At 59.6% G+C, this 15,500-nt stretch carries 12 protein-coding genes and 1 pseudogene; 9 read left to right on the plus strand and 4 right to left on the minus strand.

The genetic code is table 11. The annotated features are described in order from the left end of the window. Positions 1–42: 42 nt before the first annotated feature. Genes ACVW0B_RS02540 through ACVW0B_RS02550 form a run of 3 tightly spaced genes read left to right on the plus strand, consistent with a single transcriptional unit; the run spans position 43 to position 5,539 of the window. A complete protein-coding gene (locus ACVW0B_RS02540) occupies positions 43–2,280 on the plus strand; it encodes a methyl-accepting chemotaxis protein (RefSeq protein WP_457490875.1) in 2,238 nt (745 codons plus the stop codon). Position 2,281: 1 nt separating this feature from the next. Beyond that, entirely contained in the window at positions 2,282–5,053 is a 2,772-nt protein-coding gene (locus ACVW0B_RS02545; RefSeq protein ID WP_011434294.1) for a hybrid sensor histidine kinase/response regulator, read from the plus strand. A 3-nt stretch (positions 5,054–5,056) separates the two neighbouring features. Beyond that, positions 5,057–5,539: a hypothetical protein gene (locus ACVW0B_RS02550; protein WP_011434295.1), complete on the plus strand. Its 483-nt coding sequence runs from the start codon at positions 5,057–5,059 to the stop codon at positions 5,537–5,539. Here ACVW0B_RS02550 and ACVW0B_RS02555 read toward each other — a convergent pair. Further along, positions 5,515–6,066, minus strand: coding sequence for a hypothetical protein (locus tag ACVW0B_RS02555; protein WP_457482363.1), 552 nt, complete (start codon positions 6,064–6,066; stop codon positions 5,515–5,517). The two genes, ACVW0B_RS02550 and ACVW0B_RS02555, sit on opposite strands and share 25 nt — an antisense overlap. A gap of 136 nt (positions 6,067–6,202) precedes the next feature. Here ACVW0B_RS02555 and ACVW0B_RS02560 point away from each other — a divergent pair, with 136 nt between their 5' ends. Continuing rightward, positions 6,203–7,180, plus strand: coding sequence for an acetyl-CoA carboxylase carboxyltransferase subunit alpha (locus tag ACVW0B_RS02560; protein WP_414356843.1), 978 nt, complete (start codon positions 6,203–6,205; stop codon positions 7,178–7,180). 295 nt (positions 7,181–7,475) lie between these two features. Here ACVW0B_RS02560 and ACVW0B_RS02565 read toward each other — a convergent pair whose 3' ends face one another. Beyond that, complete coding sequence (locus ACVW0B_RS02565; protein ID WP_457490876.1) at positions 7,476–9,251, minus strand: phospholipase D-like domain-containing protein; 1,776 nt, start codon at positions 9,249–9,251, stop codon at positions 7,476–7,478. A 101-nt stretch (positions 9,252–9,352) separates the two neighbouring features. Here ACVW0B_RS02565 and ACVW0B_RS02570 point away from each other — a divergent pair. After that, a pseudogene (locus tag ACVW0B_RS02570) lies at positions 9,353–9,910 on the plus strand (transposase). A gap of 28 nt (positions 9,911–9,938) precedes the next feature. Here ACVW0B_RS02570 and ACVW0B_RS02575 read toward each other — a convergent pair. Next, entirely contained in the window at positions 9,939–10,970 is a 1,032-nt protein-coding gene (locus ACVW0B_RS02575; protein WP_414341962.1) for an RRXRR domain-containing protein, read from the minus strand. A gap of 305 nt (positions 10,971–11,275) precedes the next feature. Between ACVW0B_RS02575 and ACVW0B_RS02580 the strand changes: the two genes are divergently transcribed. The 4 genes from ACVW0B_RS02580 (at position 11,276) to ACVW0B_RS02595 (ending at position 13,976) form a co-directional block, all read left to right on the plus strand. Continuing rightward, positions 11,276–11,362, plus strand: a complete 87-nt coding sequence (locus tag ACVW0B_RS02580; protein WP_414400693.1) for a fasciclin domain-containing protein — start codon at positions 11,276–11,278, stop codon at positions 11,360–11,362. Positions 11,363–11,429: 67 nt separating this feature from the next. Further along, the gene (locus tag ACVW0B_RS02585) at positions 11,430–11,609 is read left to right on the plus strand and encodes a hypothetical protein (RefSeq protein WP_457490877.1); all 180 of its coding nucleotides are present in this window, start codon (positions 11,430–11,432) and stop codon (positions 11,607–11,609) included. Positions 11,610–11,819: 210 nt separating this feature from the next. Then, positions 11,820–13,322: a DUF697 domain-containing protein gene (locus ACVW0B_RS02590; RefSeq protein WP_457490878.1), complete on the plus strand. Its 1,503-nt coding sequence runs from the start codon at positions 11,820–11,822 to the stop codon at positions 13,320–13,322. 300 nt (positions 13,323–13,622) lie between these two features. Then, positions 13,623–13,976, plus strand: a complete 354-nt coding sequence (locus tag ACVW0B_RS02595) for a DUF6464 family protein (protein ID WP_457490879.1) — start codon at positions 13,623–13,625, stop codon at positions 13,974–13,976. On the opposite strand, the gene ACVW0B_RS02600 is transcribed toward ACVW0B_RS02595, so the two are convergent. Further along, positions 13,973–15,424, minus strand: a complete 1,452-nt coding sequence (locus tag ACVW0B_RS02600; protein WP_457490880.1) for a BCD family MFS transporter — start codon at positions 15,422–15,424, stop codon at positions 13,973–13,975. The genes ACVW0B_RS02595 and ACVW0B_RS02600 overlap by 4 nt on opposite strands. Positions 15,425–15,500 lie beyond the last annotated feature (76 nt).

Here is a 15,500-nt window from a genome sequence, read left to right on the forward strand (position 1 = left end):
CGACCTTTTCCCCGACTTACCCTCACTTAAAGGCAAAATTCTATGGTTTCCTTCCGTCCCCTCTTTCTCAGGCCTGCTCCATCTTCTCGGCCCCAACGCAAAGTCGCGGGATCCCGCCTGGCCCTGGCAATCAGTTTTCCTCTGGGCATCAGCTCCCTGCTGTTTGCCGTCTCTGCCGGCAGCGTAGCCCGCACCTATTTCGAGTTCAAGCCGGCGATCTCGCGGCAGTTCACCCTGCAAAACCTGAGCGATCAGGTGATCTATTTGGATGAAGTCTTGACCATGTCTGCCCGCATGGCCGCTGCCAGCGGGGATCTGTCCTGGGAAGAGCGCTACAACATCCATGTCCCTCAGTTGGATGAGGTGCTGGCGGAGATTCAGCAATTGGATCCCGCCTCTTACGAAGCCTATGCAGCCAAAACCACAGCAGCCAACATCAAGCTGGTGGAGTGGGAAGTGCAGGCTTTTGATCTGATTCGGGCCGGCGAGCAGGAACGGGCTTTCAACTTGCTGCACAGCCCTGAGTACGAAGAGCAAAAGCGCATCTACGCCGAAGGGATCAACCAAACCCTGGAGGCCATTCGCAGCAACATTCAGGCCAGGGTCCAGCTTTACGAGCAAGAGCTGCTGCAGGCTTTGATCTTTTCCGGCATCAGCTTCCCGATTCTGCTGCTGAGCTGGGGGATCATTTTGATCCTGGTGCGCAACTTTGTGCGGGAACGCAACGCCACCTACGAGCGACAAGTTTCCGACACCCGACTGGCCCAGCGGTTTGCCGATATTGCCCGGATTCGCCAAGAGCAAGAGCTGATCGATCCCCTAACTGACTTGTTGGGCGAGATGCGCCAGCGCTTCGGTGCCGAACGAGTGGCCTTCTATCGCTTGACCGCTCCCGAAGAGGCGCAGGTTATCGCTGAATCTCACGACAGCCGCCTGCCCGACACCTTGGGCACCCTCCTCCGCAGGATCCCGGCTCCGATCCAGCAGGCTCTCCATGGCGGGCAAGTTTACGCTTTTGGCCCGGTGCCTAGGCCAGATCTGGGCGCCGACTACCTGCAGAGGCTGGCCACAGCCCAACTGAAAGCCGAGATGATAGCGCCGGTGGTGCGTGGCGATGAGCTTTACGGTTTTTTGGCAATAGGCCGCGCCCAAAGCCAGAGCTGGTCTGACGAAGAACAGAAAACCTTGGCAGAGCTGGCCAACCGCCTGGGTCAAGCTTTGGGTAACCTGGGGGCGCTGGAGCAAAAAGCCGTGGCCGCCCAGGAACGGGAGCGGTCGGAAGCGCTGCAAAGAGAGCTGCTGCAGCTTATCAGCGAGGTCACAGAAGCCTCGCGGGGGGATCTCACGGTGCGGGCGCAGCTAACAGCCGGACAAGTTGGCATCATGGCGGACTTTTTCAACGTCATTATCGAGAGCTTGCGCGACATCGTGATTCAAGTGCAGCAGGCCGCCGGTCAAGTCAACCAATCCATTGGTCGTGACGAGGCAGCCATTCGCGAGTTGGCCGAAGCCGCTCTCCGACAGGCCACCCAAATCGAAGAGACCTTGCGCTCTGTCGAGCAAATGACGCTCTCAATCGAGGAGGTAGCCGATAAAGCCCAACAGGCCGCCACCGTTGCCGAATCTGCCGCCGCCACGGCCATCAACAGCAGCTTGACTATGGATCGCACAGTGCAAAACATCCTGCAACTGCGGGAAACGGTGGCCGAAACGGCCAAGAAGGTGAAGCGGCTGGGGGAATCTTCCCAGCAGATTTCCAAGGTGGTGTCCTTGATCAACCAGATTGCGCTGAAAACCAACCTCTTGGCGGTGAACGCCAGTATCGAGGCAGCCCGTGCCGGCGAAGAAGGGCGAGGTTTTGCGGTGGTCGCCGAGGAAGTCGGGGCACTGGCGGCCCAGTCGGCAGAAGCCACCCGCGAGATCGAGCGCATTGTGGAAGGGATCCAACGGGAAACCGGCGAGGTGGTACAGGCGATGGAAACCAGCACCGGCCAGGTGGTGGAGGGAACCCGCTTGGTGGAAGCAGCCAAGCAGAGCCTGGGACAAATTGTGGAAGTCTCGCGGCAGGTGAACCAGCTCTTTCAGGCCATTGCCCGCTCCACCGATGCCCAGGCAGATGCATCTCAAACGGTGCGCCAGTTGATGCAGCAAATCGCCAACATTGCCGCCCAGACGGCGGCAGCCTCGCAGCAGGTGGCCAACTCTCTCCAGGCTACGGTGGCGGTTGCCCGTCAGTTGCAGACTTCTGTGTCCACCTTCAAGGTGGGGGAGGCGGTTTAGCATGGGGCCGAATCCCACTTCCCTTGACCCACGCGAGTGGCAGGTTAGGCTGCAGTTTTTGGACGAAGCCCAGGCTTACCTCGACACCCTGGAGGCAGGGGTGTTGGGCCTGGGATCCCAGAGTTTGGATCGCCCCCGTTTGGATCGCTTGCTGCGGGCTGCTCATTCCATCAAGGGCGGGGCGGCCATGATGGGCTTTCCGGTGCTTAGCGACTTGGCCCATCGCCTGGAAGATGGTTTCAAGATCTTGCAGGTGGATCCCCAAAAAGCCGACCCCGCAGTGGAGCGCAACCTCTTGGCGGCGTTGGATTGCATGCGCCAAATAGCCCAGCAGCACCGCCAGCAGCGGCTTTTGGACGAATCTTGGCTGGCAGAGCGGGTGCAGCCTCTTTTCGATCAATTGCGAGAGCAGTTGGGAGAGTTGCAGCCTGAGGACAACGTCCAAGTCCTGGCAGCAGAGGCCGGGGGCGATATGCGGGTGCTGCTGTTTGCAACCGAGGTGGAGGCCTGTCTGCAGCGGTTGGAAGGTGTGCTGGCCCACCCCGAGCAGCCCTGTTTGCGGGAGGAGTTTCTCATTGCTGCCCAAGAGCTGGGGGCGCTGGGGGAAATGTTGGATCTGCCTGCCTTTGCCACCCTGTGCGGCTCAGTAGTCCAAGCTCTGGAGACGCTGCCGCCAAATGCCAAGGAGCAGGTGTTGCCCGTTGCTCAGGCGGCTTTACAAGCTTGGCGACGCTCGCAGGCCCTGGTGCTGGTCGGTCAGGTCGCTCTTCTCCCCAGCTCCTGGGATCCGGCAGAGCCTCCAGTTTCCCCCCCGCCAGAAGCCCCTCCCCCTGCAATGGCAGGAGCCACCGAGCTGCCGGATTCGATTCCAGCCGGGGCCAAAAGCGCTGCCGAGATGCTACGGGTGCCGGCTCGCCCTCTGGAACAGTTGGGGGAGCTGTTGGGAGAGCTCATAGGGGAGCGCAACCGCTTAAACAGTCGCCTGCAACGGCTGCGGGAGCTGGTCAGCTTGTTCAAACGGCGGGTTCGCACTCTAGAAGAAACCAACAGCCGCCTGCGCAGCAGCTACGACCGCGTCGCTGCCACCGTGCCTGCTTCTGTGCTCTTGAAAAAAGAAGGGGATCCCGGCCTGACCTTGGCCGATACCTTTGACCTCTTGGAGATGGATCGCTATGGAGAGATGCACCTGCTGACCCAAGAGGTGATGGAAACCGTTGTGCAAATTGATGAGGTAACCCACGATATCGACACCACCCTGCAGGAGACCGAAGGCAGCGCCCGCCAGCTCAGCCGCCTCTCCAGGCAAATGCAAACCCGTCTCGACCAGGTGCGCATGCAGCCTCTATCGGATTTGACGGATCGCTTCCCCAGAGCGCTGCGGGAGCTGAGCTTAGCCCATGGCAAGCCCGTGGAGCTGCGGGTCTTGGGGGGATCCACCCTAATCGAGCGCTCGATTTTGGAGGCCTTGGCGGATCCCTTGTTGCACTTGGTGCGCAACGCCTTTGACCACGGCATCGAGGCTCCAGACACCCGCCTGGCCCAGGGCAAGCCGGCCAAGGGCCTCATCGAAATTGCCGCCAGCCAACGGGGCAACCGCACTCTGATCACGGTGCGAGACGATGGGGCAGGGATCTGTCTGGATAAAATCCGGGCCCGCGCCTTGCAGATAGGGTTTTCCGCTGCCGACCTGGCTGAGGCCAGCTCCCAGGAGCTGCTGGAGTTGATCTTCCAGCCGGGCTTCAGCACCGCCGAGCGAGTCAGCGAGCTATCTGGACGGGGAGTGGGTCTAGACGTGGTACGCACCAACCTGCAACGAATTGGCGGCCAGGTGCAGGTGGAATCTTGGCCGGGACGGGGCACGCTGTTTACCCTCACTCTGCCCGTTTCTTTGAGCGTCACCCGCGTGCTGCTGACAGAATGCCAGGGGTTGATGTTGGCTTTTCCGGCCAACGCAGTGGAAGAATTGCTTATCCCCCCGCAGTTGCCTGCCGATTCCTTTCTCTGGGAAGGGGAGCAGATCCCTTTAATTCCTGTGGGCCACTGGTTTCGCTTCGCGCGCTGGCAGCCTCGCCGGGAAATTGACGAGACCCCCCTTCTCGACCGACCTGTGGTGCTGCTGGTGGTAGAAGACAACCGGCCCTATGGCCTGTTGGTGGATCGCTTTTGGCGGGAGCAAGAGGTAACTCTGCGCCCGGTGGAGGGAGGTCTGCCTCTGCCGTCGGGATTCTCCGGCTGTACGGTTTTGGCCGATGGGCGAATCGCTCTTTTCGTGGATCCGCCTGCCCTCTTGAGCTGGCTGCTCGCCCAGCGGGATCAGCCCTGTCAGTCGGCAAGGGATCCCCTTCCCCAGCCCAGGTTTGCCGCCCAGCCCACCCTGCTGGTGGTGGAAGATTCGGTCAACGTGCGCCGTTTCTTGGCCATGACCCTAGAAAGAGCAGGGTTCCGGGTTGAACAGGCTCGCGACGGACAAGAGGCCCTCGAGCACTTGCAGAGAGGAATTCCCATCCGAGCGGTGATTACCGACATTGAAATGCCGCGGCTGGATGGCTTTGGCTTGCTGGCCCAGATTCGTGCCCACCCCCTGTATGACCAGCTTCCCGTGGTCATGCTCACCTCCCGCAGTGGCGAGAAACACCGCCAACTGGCCCAGCGGCTGGGAGCCAGCGCCTACCTCTCCAAGCCCTTCCAGGAACAGGAGCTGATCCAAAAGCTGCGGCAACTGCTGCAACCAGCCTCTTCGGCACCTTCCACCGGCGTTTTGATGGCGAGGTAGTCCATGCCCCTGCTTTCCCCTCTGCGCCTGCGTCGTCTGGCTCGGCAAGAACAACTGAGAAACCGGCAGACCTTGATTACTTTCCAACTGGGCTCCTACTGCTTCGGCCTCCCTGTTGATCGGGCGCGGCGAGTTTTTAGCTGGGCAGAGTTTCAGCTTGCTCAGGAGGGCGGCCCCCAGCTTTTGGATACCGGTCGTTTGTTGCTGGGCCGAGGGATCCCTTTTCAACCGGAAGGGGTTATTCTGTTGCAGCCAGGCAGTTCTGAGGACGGATTGTCCGACCAGATCGACAACCCAGAAACAGGGGCTCTGCCCATTCCCACTCAGCCCCTCCTGCGCCGTCTGCCCTCTTCCCAGTTGCAGCCTCTCCCCAGCCGCTATGCAGCTCAGGCCCGCCAAAGGGGTATTGTGCAGTGGATCCCGCCAGTTGAAGGTCAGCTCCCCCTGTTGGTGTTCGACCCTCATCTCTGGCCTGCCTGTTCTTGAGAAGGGAGAAGGGGCAGTTGCAGCTCTGGATTCTCCACGCGGGTTAGCTCCCAGCGAAAGGGCTCCCCACCCCGTCGCTGCCAATTCAATTGGAAGGGTTGCTCCAGCGCATTCACCTGATCTCGCGTCAGGTTGGCCAAGGGGCCGCCGGAGCCCTCGATCACAAACCAGAGAGTGGCCCGTCCTTGGCGACTGGGATCCCCTAGGTCGAGCTGCACCTGCAGCGCTTGGGGTTGGAGGCGCAAGCGAAAAAATTGGCCGAAGATCTCGCGGCTGTAGGCCAGCGCCCGCTGCTTGTTCAGGCCCCAACCATCGCTATAGGCCTCAGATACCAACATCTCCACCTGATCCCAGTTGCGCTGCTCCACCGCCCGCAGCAATCTCTGGGTGTGGGCCCGGATTTGCCGCTCGGGCCGCCCGTAGTGCCAAAAGGCGCCCCCTGCGATGGCCAAAACGACGGATCCCACCACCCCCCAGCGCAGCCAGGGGGGAAGGGGTGAAGGGGGAGAAGAGACAGAAGCAGACAAGGGATCCCTCTTGGGCAGTAGGGGGATTGCTCCCTCTAGCCTACGGGATCTACATGTGAGAAGATCAAAGCCTGACCCCGAAATCTGTGCAGCCTCTGCCGGTCACAGCACGCTCCCGAAATTTAGCCAACCGGTCATGACCAAGTCCAACGACCGCCTACTGCTGGAGTTTGAGCAGCCTGTTGCCGCCCTAGAACAACGGATTCAGGAAATTCGGGCCTTGGCAGAAGAAAACGACATCGATGCCTCTGAGCAAATTCGCCAATTGGAAGCCAAAGCCGAAGAGCTGCGCCGCGAGATCTTCAGCCAGCTCACGCCAGTAGAACGGCTCCAGGTGGCCCGTCACCCCCGCCGCCCCACCACCCTGGATTACGTACAGACCATCTGTGACGACTGGTTTGAGCTGCACGGGGATCGCCACGGCCAGGACGATCCAGCCATTGTGGGCGGGTTGGCCAAGCTGGGGGATCAGCCGGTGATGATCCTAGGCCACCAAAAGGGTCGCGACACCAAAGACAACATCCACCGCAACTTTGGGATGCCCAATCCCGCCGGCTACCGCAAAGCCCTGCGGCTAATGGAACATGCCCACCGCTTCGGCCTGCCTCTTTTGACCTTTATCGACACGCCGGGAGCCTACCCAGGGGTTAAAGCCGAGGCGGAGGGTCAGGGGGAGGCCATTGCCACCAACCTGCAGACCCTGTTTCGGCTGGAGATCCCCATCATCTGCACCGTCATCGGCGAAGGGGGATCGGGCGGAGCCTTGGCCATTGGGGTGGGCAACCGCATCCTGATGTTCGAGCACGCCGTCTACTCCGTGATCTCGCCGGAAGGCTGCGCGGCTATTCTCTGGAAGGATGCCAAGAAGGCTCCCCAAGCGGCGGCAGCCCTGCGCATTACCGCCCAAGACCTGCTGCAACTGGAGGTGATCGACGAGATCCTGCCAGAGCCGGTTGGCGGCGCCCACCGCGCGCCCTTGGAAGCTGCTCAAACCCTCAAAGAGGCTCTTCTCAGGCATCTCAAGGAACTTTCTAGCCTGAGCGGGCGAGAATTGCGCGAGGAGCGCTACCAAAAGTTTCGCCGCATGGGAGCGTTTCTGGAGCTTTCTGAATAGACTTATGCATCCCTGATTTATAGTCGTTTCAGATTAGGGTGAGACACCTGGGCCATTGATCGCGCCAGCGGGACGGAGTCCTTGAAAAGCCTTTTGGCCCCCTGCATTATTGCTCTGCAACGCCGATGCGACCAACATTTTAGGCGTGGGTGCAGTGTCCTGGTTTGAACTGAAATGACTATATTTGGGGTTTAATTTGGGGTTTATTCGAGGGGAGAGGCCCTTTAGGAGCTGCTCTGGGATGAACTTCCGAAAGCACTCCGCGCCCTCAACCTGACCAAGAGGGGGCTAACTCCTACCAGGTTACCCGATCCCGCAGTTGCTCAATCCGGGCTGGGCCAATGCCATTGACCCGTTGCAGATCCTCCAAAGAGGAGAAGGGGCGGGCCTCGATAATGCGCTGCGCCAGGGCGGGGCCAATGCCGGGCAACTGTTCCAGCTCCGCCGCCGTGGCCGTATTCAGGTTAACGCGAGGGGATCCCCCAGGAGACGCCACCGGAAAAGCAACCGACGGGGAAGGGGATCCCGCCTCAGGAGGAAGAACGACCTCGACTTCCAGCAGCTCCGGCTCCGGTTCAGGCAAGGAAGCGGCAACGGGGACGGGGTTGGGGCAGCGACGGGACGCCTCTTCTGCCTGCTGTTGCAAGCGGCGGCTGGGGCCAAAACGGGCCTCGGCCATCAGCCGGTCGAACTCCCGCACAAAGTGATCCACCACTCGGCCATTGCGGATGATCAGGAGGTTTTCATCGTTGACGTGATTGGCGGCCATCGACCAGTTGTTGGATCCGGTGATCACCGTGGCCTGAGGAGCGCTGGGATCGATGATGGCAAACTTATGGTGCAGCTTATCGCCGGGGGCGAGGTTGGGTATGCCTACAGACTGGGCCGGCAGCGTCCAGGGCAGGCGCGCCGCCTCCACCTGGCACTTTTCGTCGGGGAGCAGGAGCCCCCACATCTCCAGGGTGCGGCTGTAGTCGCGGAAGGCAAAGCCGGGATCGAACACCCCGCGGATCTCCACGTTACGCTCCTGGCGCAGTTGCCTGAGCTGGTTGGCAATGCCCGGATCCGTAAAGACGAACAGAGCCAGATCCACCTGTCGCCGGGCTTGGGCCAGGGCGGCGGCGATGATGCCGTTGGAGGTGGCTTCATAGGGCAGGGAGCGGCTGGCAGGAGAAAAGTGAACCCCCACAATGGCATCGCCAAGGTACACCGTTTCCAGGGGACGCTTGAGCTTCTGCACGCCGAAGCGGCTATCGGTCAAGCCACCGGGGCCATCGCCCCACATGAGATCGAATTCCTCGGTGTAGAGGCGGGCCAGCTCGGGGCTATCCAGCAGCAGCAGGTGATTGGCATTGCCGACGCTGTCGGGGGCATCAAAGTCCCCGTGAATATCAGAGAGCGTGAAATTGGCCGATCCGGTCAAGACTTTCTGCCCGTCGATCACCACAAATTTGTGGTGCATCAGGCCGCTGCCCTTGGAGCCATCGGCGGTATCATCCAGCCAGGGCACCCGCCCCCCATCCAGCAAGGCGTACACATCTCGGCTGGCAATCTCCTCGGGAGAAAACCGTCCATCCCGGTTCACATCCACCAGGTTGCGGTACTCCTCGAACTTGCGACGGCTGCGCTCGTCCAGCGCCCGCACTTCGGCAGGGGTGAGCTGGTGCCAGGCTCGCACGTAGGTGTTTTCAGTAATAAAACGCACAGGGATCCCCGCCTGCCGCCGCTCCACCAGAGCCTGGGCAATCAGGGGTAGGTTCAGCTCCTGCACGGCAATATCCACCGACTGCCGAGCGGAGCGAATCTGGGAAATGATGAACTCTTCCAGGTTGTAGCCATAGCGGCGGATCTGGCGGTAGGGATCCCGATAGGTGCTCTCGCGGCTTTGGTTGAACACCACCCGGATGCGGGGGTGCTGCGGCAGAGGGGCCAGGGTGGGCAGCTCCGGCTCTTGGGGGTAGGGTCTGGCCCGAGGACCCACCCAGTAGCCGATCAAGACCAGAATGAGAAGCAGAGCAACCCAGGGCAGCCAGCGGCGGAGTTGCCGCAACCACGACTGGATCCCGTTCATCGAAAAAACTAGGCTGTGTTTACTTTTAGTATGAGGTGAGGATAGTTTTTGGGCAAGGTCTGATGAGTTGCCTTGTCATAGATGACAATAAATAGCAAAAGATTCTGGCTTTTCTGCGAACAGAACCCCACATTGGCAAAGAGGCAGGATGCAAGCGGTTTATCGAGGGCGTGCTGTGGATGGCTCGTTCTGGCTCCCCCTGGCGCTACCTCCCGGAAAGATGTGGAAAGTGGTACACCGTTTACCCAAGATTCCATCACTGGAGTCGCTTGGGAGTCTGGGAAAGAATGTTTCAGTTCTTCATCACAGAACCCGATTGAGAGCATCTTATCCTGGACTCAACTATCGTTCGTGCTCACCCCTGTGCAGCCAGAGGGGAGCAAGCCTTGGGCAGGAGTCGAGGTGGATACAGCTGGCAAAAAGAACGCACGAAAGTGATAAGGGAGAGTCGGGTGGTGATTCCTTCTAGGAAGAAGAGGAGGGTGGTGCGAGATTACGACCGGCATGTTTACAGAGAGAGGCACCTAGTAGAGTGCTTTTTTCAGAAGCTAAAGCAGTATCGGCATTTGTTTTCTCGTTTTGACAAGTTGGCCAGGAACTTCTTGAGCTTTCTCTACTTCGCAGGTGCTCTCTTCTGGCTAAAGATCAACACAACCTAGGTCTGAAACCCCGCTCTTGAGGGCGGCTTTACTCTCCATAAAACCTCCAGGAACAAAAGCATAAGTACCGCACATCCTCTCTTTTGGCGCTCTGCGTCAACCTCTTCCCGCTCCGTAAGCAATGCAAACTTAACCTCCCCCCAGAACTGCCACCCACAAAAGTGAGCCCCCATCTGGGATGACGCACCAAACTGCCGCGCTTCAAACCCAGACTGATAGTCCCCCCGTAGGGCAGTCTTTTCCCACCTTTGGCCGGTTGCAAACGATGCAGTTGACGACGATGAAACCGTAGAGGAACTACTATGAGCATCTGCCGGTTGTCAGGTTGCAGGTGCCCACCGGTTACGGAGTTAGCCAACACCCACGCATCCACGCAGTGAGCCTCAAAGACCTCGGCTGTCTTTTTGTTGGTTTTCTTCAGCCCAAGGGCGTCCCGCATCTGCTGGGTTTCCCACCCTGAGCGGATCAACACTTGCCCCAAGCCCGCTAGTTGTTGATAAAACCACTGCTTACCCACCTCTAGGGGGGAGAAAGACACGTCCCAGCGACGCTGGCCTGAGGTCTTCGCCTTAATGTCCTCCACCACAAATACGGATATGGGAAACAACTTGCTCAGCCACCTGGCAAGACAGAGCTTCCACTGCCACCGAGCCTTGGTGGAAGGGGGCAATCCGCCTCTAGCCCGGTTCGCTCTCGGTTGCCGACAGGGCGTTTGGCGATACCGCCTCAACCGACGCATGTTTCGACGCTGCTCAACATGCTCCTTCACCCAATTAACCGCGTCCGCTTGGATGTTGAGGTAGGTGTGTGCGGCTGATTTGACCGACCACCCTTCTTTCTTGCTTCCTGGGTCAATACCGACGGCTATGGGTTGGGTTTGCCGGTCAGAAGGTTCCCCGTTGAGACGAACACAAAACACCCCTCTCTTCCAAAAGGGAGTAGCCTTGCCGGATTTAACCCACCGCCTCGCCCGGCTGGGAGTGGTCGGCATGAGGGGGTTTTGGTTGTGGTCTACGACGGGCACGAACATGCGGTAAGTCTCCTTGCGGAGTATGTACATCCCTTCGCCCCTGGCCGACGTAGAGGTAGCAAACTAGGGAAGCATTCGCTACGTACTTTGGGCTGCCACGCCCAGTCGGCTCAGTCTCCTTCAAACGCCCCCCATGACTGGGTTGCTTGGGCAGGCTAGTCTTTCCTTGCCCTTGGGGTTTCAGGCTGGCTAGGCCCTACTCCCACAAGCCCCCAGCTAAGAATGGGGGTACTTGACGGCCTTTCTCCTCTCCAGCAATCACAGCCCCAGGATACCGAACTTTACGGCAGCTGTTTCTGCGCCAAGGTGCTCTCTGCTCTACTCTAGGGCCACCCGTGAGAGAAAGGCTTTTGACCGCCGATATTCGAGCTGCCAACGGCATCATCCACGTCATCGACGCCGTCTTGATCCCGCCGCGTTAGGAATTGGGCCACCACTTCGGGCATCATAGAGGCATCGAGATCCAGCACTTTATTGGGGAGATTCAGCGTGGAGCGGCCTAAGTGGGTAGCAATCGTTACAGGGATCCTGGCCATTGCTCTGGGGGTGGGCTACTTGCTGCTGGTGCAGCTGTTGGATTATCGCGGGGGCGAGTTTTTGCCGGCACCGCTGGAGCCGCCGGCGATTTTGGGAGAGGGGATCCCTGGCTCATTTGGCCGGTTGAGCTGAGGGCGCTTTTGACTTCCTGCTTCCCCTTCCTCTTTTACTTGCGGGTGGCTGATCCCCAGCAAAACTCTTGACAAAATTGTATGCTCAGCTACAGCAAGCCCTATGCTGGAGAAGCGGTTGCAGATTCAGTTGACAGCGGGGGCTGTCCTCTGGGATGACCGGTCGATTTTGGCTTTTTGATCTGGAGATCTGGGCAGGCTGTGGGTTGGGATGGTGCTGTCGCGCTCCACTTGGGTGTGGTTGTGGGCAGGGCTGGGTTTGGCGGCCCTGAGCCAATATCTGCAATGGGTTAGCGGGATCTATAGCTTTATCGCCCCCCATTCGTTGCCGCTGGCGGATCTGGCAGTGGCCGGGATCCTGGGAGGGACAGCAGCAGCAGGTCTGGCAGCGCGCCATTGGTGGCAGCAGGCTGGCCGACGGCAAAGTACTCCAAACCAGCGGACACAACCGCTGCGGCGGGTTAAGTTAACTCGGAATCAGGTGCAAGCCGATCTGGAAGATGCCGATCGCCTGATCCAGAAGCTGCAGAATGACATCAGTCGCCGTGCCCTGCGTGCCAAGCTGCAAGAGATCAATCAGCGGCTTAACCAGGAGGAATTGCATCTGGTGGTGTTCGGCACCAGTTCCGCCGGCAAGACCTCGTTGATCAATGCCTTGATGGGCCGACCAGTGGGCGAAACAGCCCCCACGCTGGGCACCACCCAGCAGGGATCCATCCACACCTACCAATTGGAGGGCTGGAACGGCCCCATTTCCCTTACCGACACACCTGGGCTGCTGACGATTGGGGGAGCAGGTGAAGCGGAAGCCCGCGCCCTGGCCCAGAAGGCGGATCTGCTGATCTTGGTGGTGGCCGGAGACCTGCTGGCTTCGGAATATGCCGAAATGCTGGAGTTGGCCCGGCTGGGCAAATCCACCATCCTGGCCCTCAACAAAACCGATCAGATGCTGCCGGAGGATGTGGAGACCATCTTGACCCATTTGCGCCGGCGCACCGCCGATGTGATCCCCGCCGAACAGGTAGTGGCCATCGCCGCCGATCCAGAACCCCTGAAGGTTCGCTACTACTCCGAAGATGGCTCTGTGTGGGAAACTTGGGAGCCGCAGCCCCCCGAGACAGAGGCCCTCATCCAACAAATGGCTCACCTGCTGCAGCAGAAGGGATCCCACCTGCGCTTGGCCAATGCCTTGTTGCAAACCCGAACTCTCAGCGAAGCCGTCCAGCAGGCCCTCCAAGAAGAACGTCGCCAACAGGGTCGTCAGATCGTGGAACGGATGCAGTGGGCCACCGCTGCTGCCCTGGCGGCAAACCCTCTTCCTGCTTTGGATGTGCTGGCAGGAGTAGCCATTCAGGCGCGCATGATTGGGGAACTGCACCAGGTGTTTGACCGACGCATTACCTTGCGCCGGGCCCAGCAAATTGCCCAGAGTTTGGCGCAAATGGTGGTGCAACTGGGGGGGCTGGAGCTGGCTACTCAGGCTTTGGGCTCTCTGCTCAAGGCCAGCCCCTTGATGGTGATGGGGATCCCCCTGCAGGCAGTGACGGGGGCCTATCTGACACGGGTGGCGGGGCTCAGTTACCTAGAGTGGCTGTCCTCTGGGGATCCCTGGCAAGAGGAAATCCTGCAAGAGCGGATTAGGCAGCAGCTCCAAAACCGTCATCCTCTGGCCTTTCTCACCCAACTGGCCCGCCAAGCCCATTCCAACAGCTAGTCCAAGCATCCGTCTTTTCGCCGCCACAGGCCCAACCTGTCCCGTTCTCCGCCCGCTGCGGAAAATCCATTACTCCATTACACTGAATACAGCTTTCTAAATACAGCTTTTTCTGATACAGCTTTTTCTGGGCTTGACTTTGTAGAAGTTCTGTAAATCAGCGGGATCCAAGTCACAGAAGAGAGAACATTAGGAACATTAGTCAGTGTTGCCGGAAAAAGCTGCCCAGGTCTTATCATGGGTCAAACCAAGCCCATCATCCTGTAGTCTGCTGCCCTAAACTGGCTCCGTTGGCACCTTATGTCTTCCCCCAACCTGACCCTGCCCATTCAGTGGATCGACGCGGATTCGGGAGAGGTGGTGGAAGAATGCCCTTGGGAGAGCAGTCCCCATCCGGGCACCTACGTCCAACTGGCAGAGCAGCACTACCTGGTTCTGGAAAAGCGTCATTCCTACCGGCTCCGGCAAGGCAAATACCACCTGTGTGGGATCCGCGCCTTGGTGCGTTCGGTAAACCCACCGCAGGAAGCAGGGAATTGCCTGGGGGATCCCTCCTGTCGGTTTAATGCTCACTCGCCCTTGCTGCGTTGTGCCGTCAACCCCAGCGGGCCCTGTCAGGGCTGCCCCCACTACGAGTCGGCCCCGCGTTGCTAGCCCTCCAGCTCCAGAGCCAACACCTGGGTCAGCGCACGGTTGGTCTTTTCGCGAAACTCAGCCACGCTCACCCGCCCCAACAAATACACGGCCAGCAACATCACCGCTGCCTCCACCCCAAAGACGGTGGCATAGGCAAGCACTGAAGAAGTGGGGAAGAGAATGCGCCCCAGATCGAGCAAAGCCCCGCCGAGCAAGGTGGAAACCGCCTGGGACATGGCCTGGGCCAGACCCCAAGCCCCGATAAAGGTGCCTGCCGTCTCCGCTGCCGTCAAGTCCAACATGAGGCTAATGGCGCCATTGGTGGTGATCCCAGAAGCCAAGCCAAACAGGATCATACACAGCTGCAGCAGCCGTGGATTGCCTGTAAACCCTGAGGCAATGGTCAGCCCAAAAGAGATGGCCACCAGCAGACAGCCCAGACGAGCCGTTGTCTGCTTGCCCAGCTTGGGCACAATGAAAAATCCGGTCAGCACAATCCCTGCCAAAATACCCAGGCTCCAAAAGGCATTGAGCTGGGTGCTCTGGGCCACCGTCATGCCAAACACCTCGCCGCCGTAGGGTTCTAGGATCGGCTGTTGGATAAACAGGCCCATGGTCATCAACACCAAGAAGCCGAAAAAGATCAGGGTTTGGCGGCTGGCGGTCAGCACCTTGATGGCCGTACCCAGGGTGATTTGGTCTTCTCGTCCGGCCAAGGTGGAACGGGATCCGTAGCGGGAATAGCGCTTTTCCACTCCCCAGGTGGCGATCACCCCCAGCAGGATCACCACGGCTGGAATGATGACGAAGAGGCGGTTGACGGTGCTCTGCAGGTTGTCTGGCTGCAAGCCCCGCAGCAGCACCGCCGAGCCAATGGCCCCGCCGGCAATCCCCACCATCAACATAGACCAGACGATCCCCACCAACTTAGAGCGGTTGTCCTCGTCTGACACATCCACCAGCAAAGCCGCAAAAGGCGTGGAGCAGGCGCTGAGGCAGAGACCATAGAGGGCAAACATCAAACAGGCCAAGCCTACCCAGCCATAGGTGCCTCCAGACCAACCCGTGGCCGCAAAGCTCTCCCCCAAACCCCACACCACCTGCACCCCCAGGAAGATACAAACGGCAAATAGCACTGATCCCAGACGCACATAGCCGGTGCGATGCAGGCCAAACAGGGGCTTGGCATCCGAGAGCTGCCCAAACCAAACCCGAGCCGGGGAGACCAACTGGTGCATGGCCAGGGATCCCCCCACCACTGTGGCCGGGATGGCCAGCAGCTCTGTATCGATCATGACGCGGTTCAGCACTCCCAGAGTGAGCAGCGACATCATTCCCAAGCCCATCTGAAACAGGCCCAGGCGGAACATAACATGCAGCGGCAAGGGCTGAACCTGCGCCTGAGGCTCTGGAGAAGTTGAAGTTACAGAAGCGTTGACCTCGGGATCCCGGCGAATACTGGCCATGATCTGGAATATTTCGAAAGGGTGCTACAGCTTTTTATCGTAGCCCAGGCGGCCTGGGATCCCGGCAAAAGCATGG

The organism is Thermostichus sp. MS-CIW-23 (genome assembly GCF_054059455.1).

What these genes read in the sequence shown, in the direction of transcription:
- ACVW0B_RS02560 (WP_414356843.1), top strand. Translation starts at nt 6,203, where the DNA reads ATGACCAAGTCCAACGACCGCCTACTGCTGGAGTTTGAGCAGCCTGTT.
- ACVW0B_RS02595 (WP_457490879.1), top strand. Translation starts at nt 13,623, where the DNA reads ATGTCTTCCCCCAACCTGACCCTGCCCATTCAGTGGATCGACGCGGAT.
- ACVW0B_RS02575 (WP_414341962.1), bottom strand. Translation starts at nt 10,970, where the DNA reads ATGTACATACTCCGCAAGGAGACTTACCGCATGTTCGTGCCCGTCGTA.
- ACVW0B_RS02540 (WP_457490875.1), top strand. Translation starts at nt 43, where the DNA reads ATGGTTTCCTTCCGTCCCCTCTTTCTCAGGCCTGCTCCATCTTCTCGG.
- ACVW0B_RS02545 (WP_011434294.1), top strand. Translation starts at nt 2,282, where the DNA reads ATGGGGCCGAATCCCACTTCCCTTGACCCACGCGAGTGGCAGGTTAGG.
- ACVW0B_RS02590 (WP_457490878.1), top strand. Translation starts at nt 11,820, where the DNA reads ATGGTGCTGTCGCGCTCCACTTGGGTGTGGTTGTGGGCAGGGCTGGGT.
- ACVW0B_RS02600 (WP_457490880.1), bottom strand. Translation starts at nt 15,424, where the DNA reads ATGGCCAGTATTCGCCGGGATCCCGAGGTCAACGCTTCTGTAACTTCA.
- ACVW0B_RS02550 (WP_011434295.1), top strand. Translation starts at nt 5,057, where the DNA reads ATGCCCCTGCTTTCCCCTCTGCGCCTGCGTCGTCTGGCTCGGCAAGAA.
- ACVW0B_RS02565 (WP_457490876.1), bottom strand. Translation starts at nt 9,251, where the DNA reads ATGAACGGGATCCAGTCGTGGTTGCGGCAACTCCGCCGCTGGCTGCCC.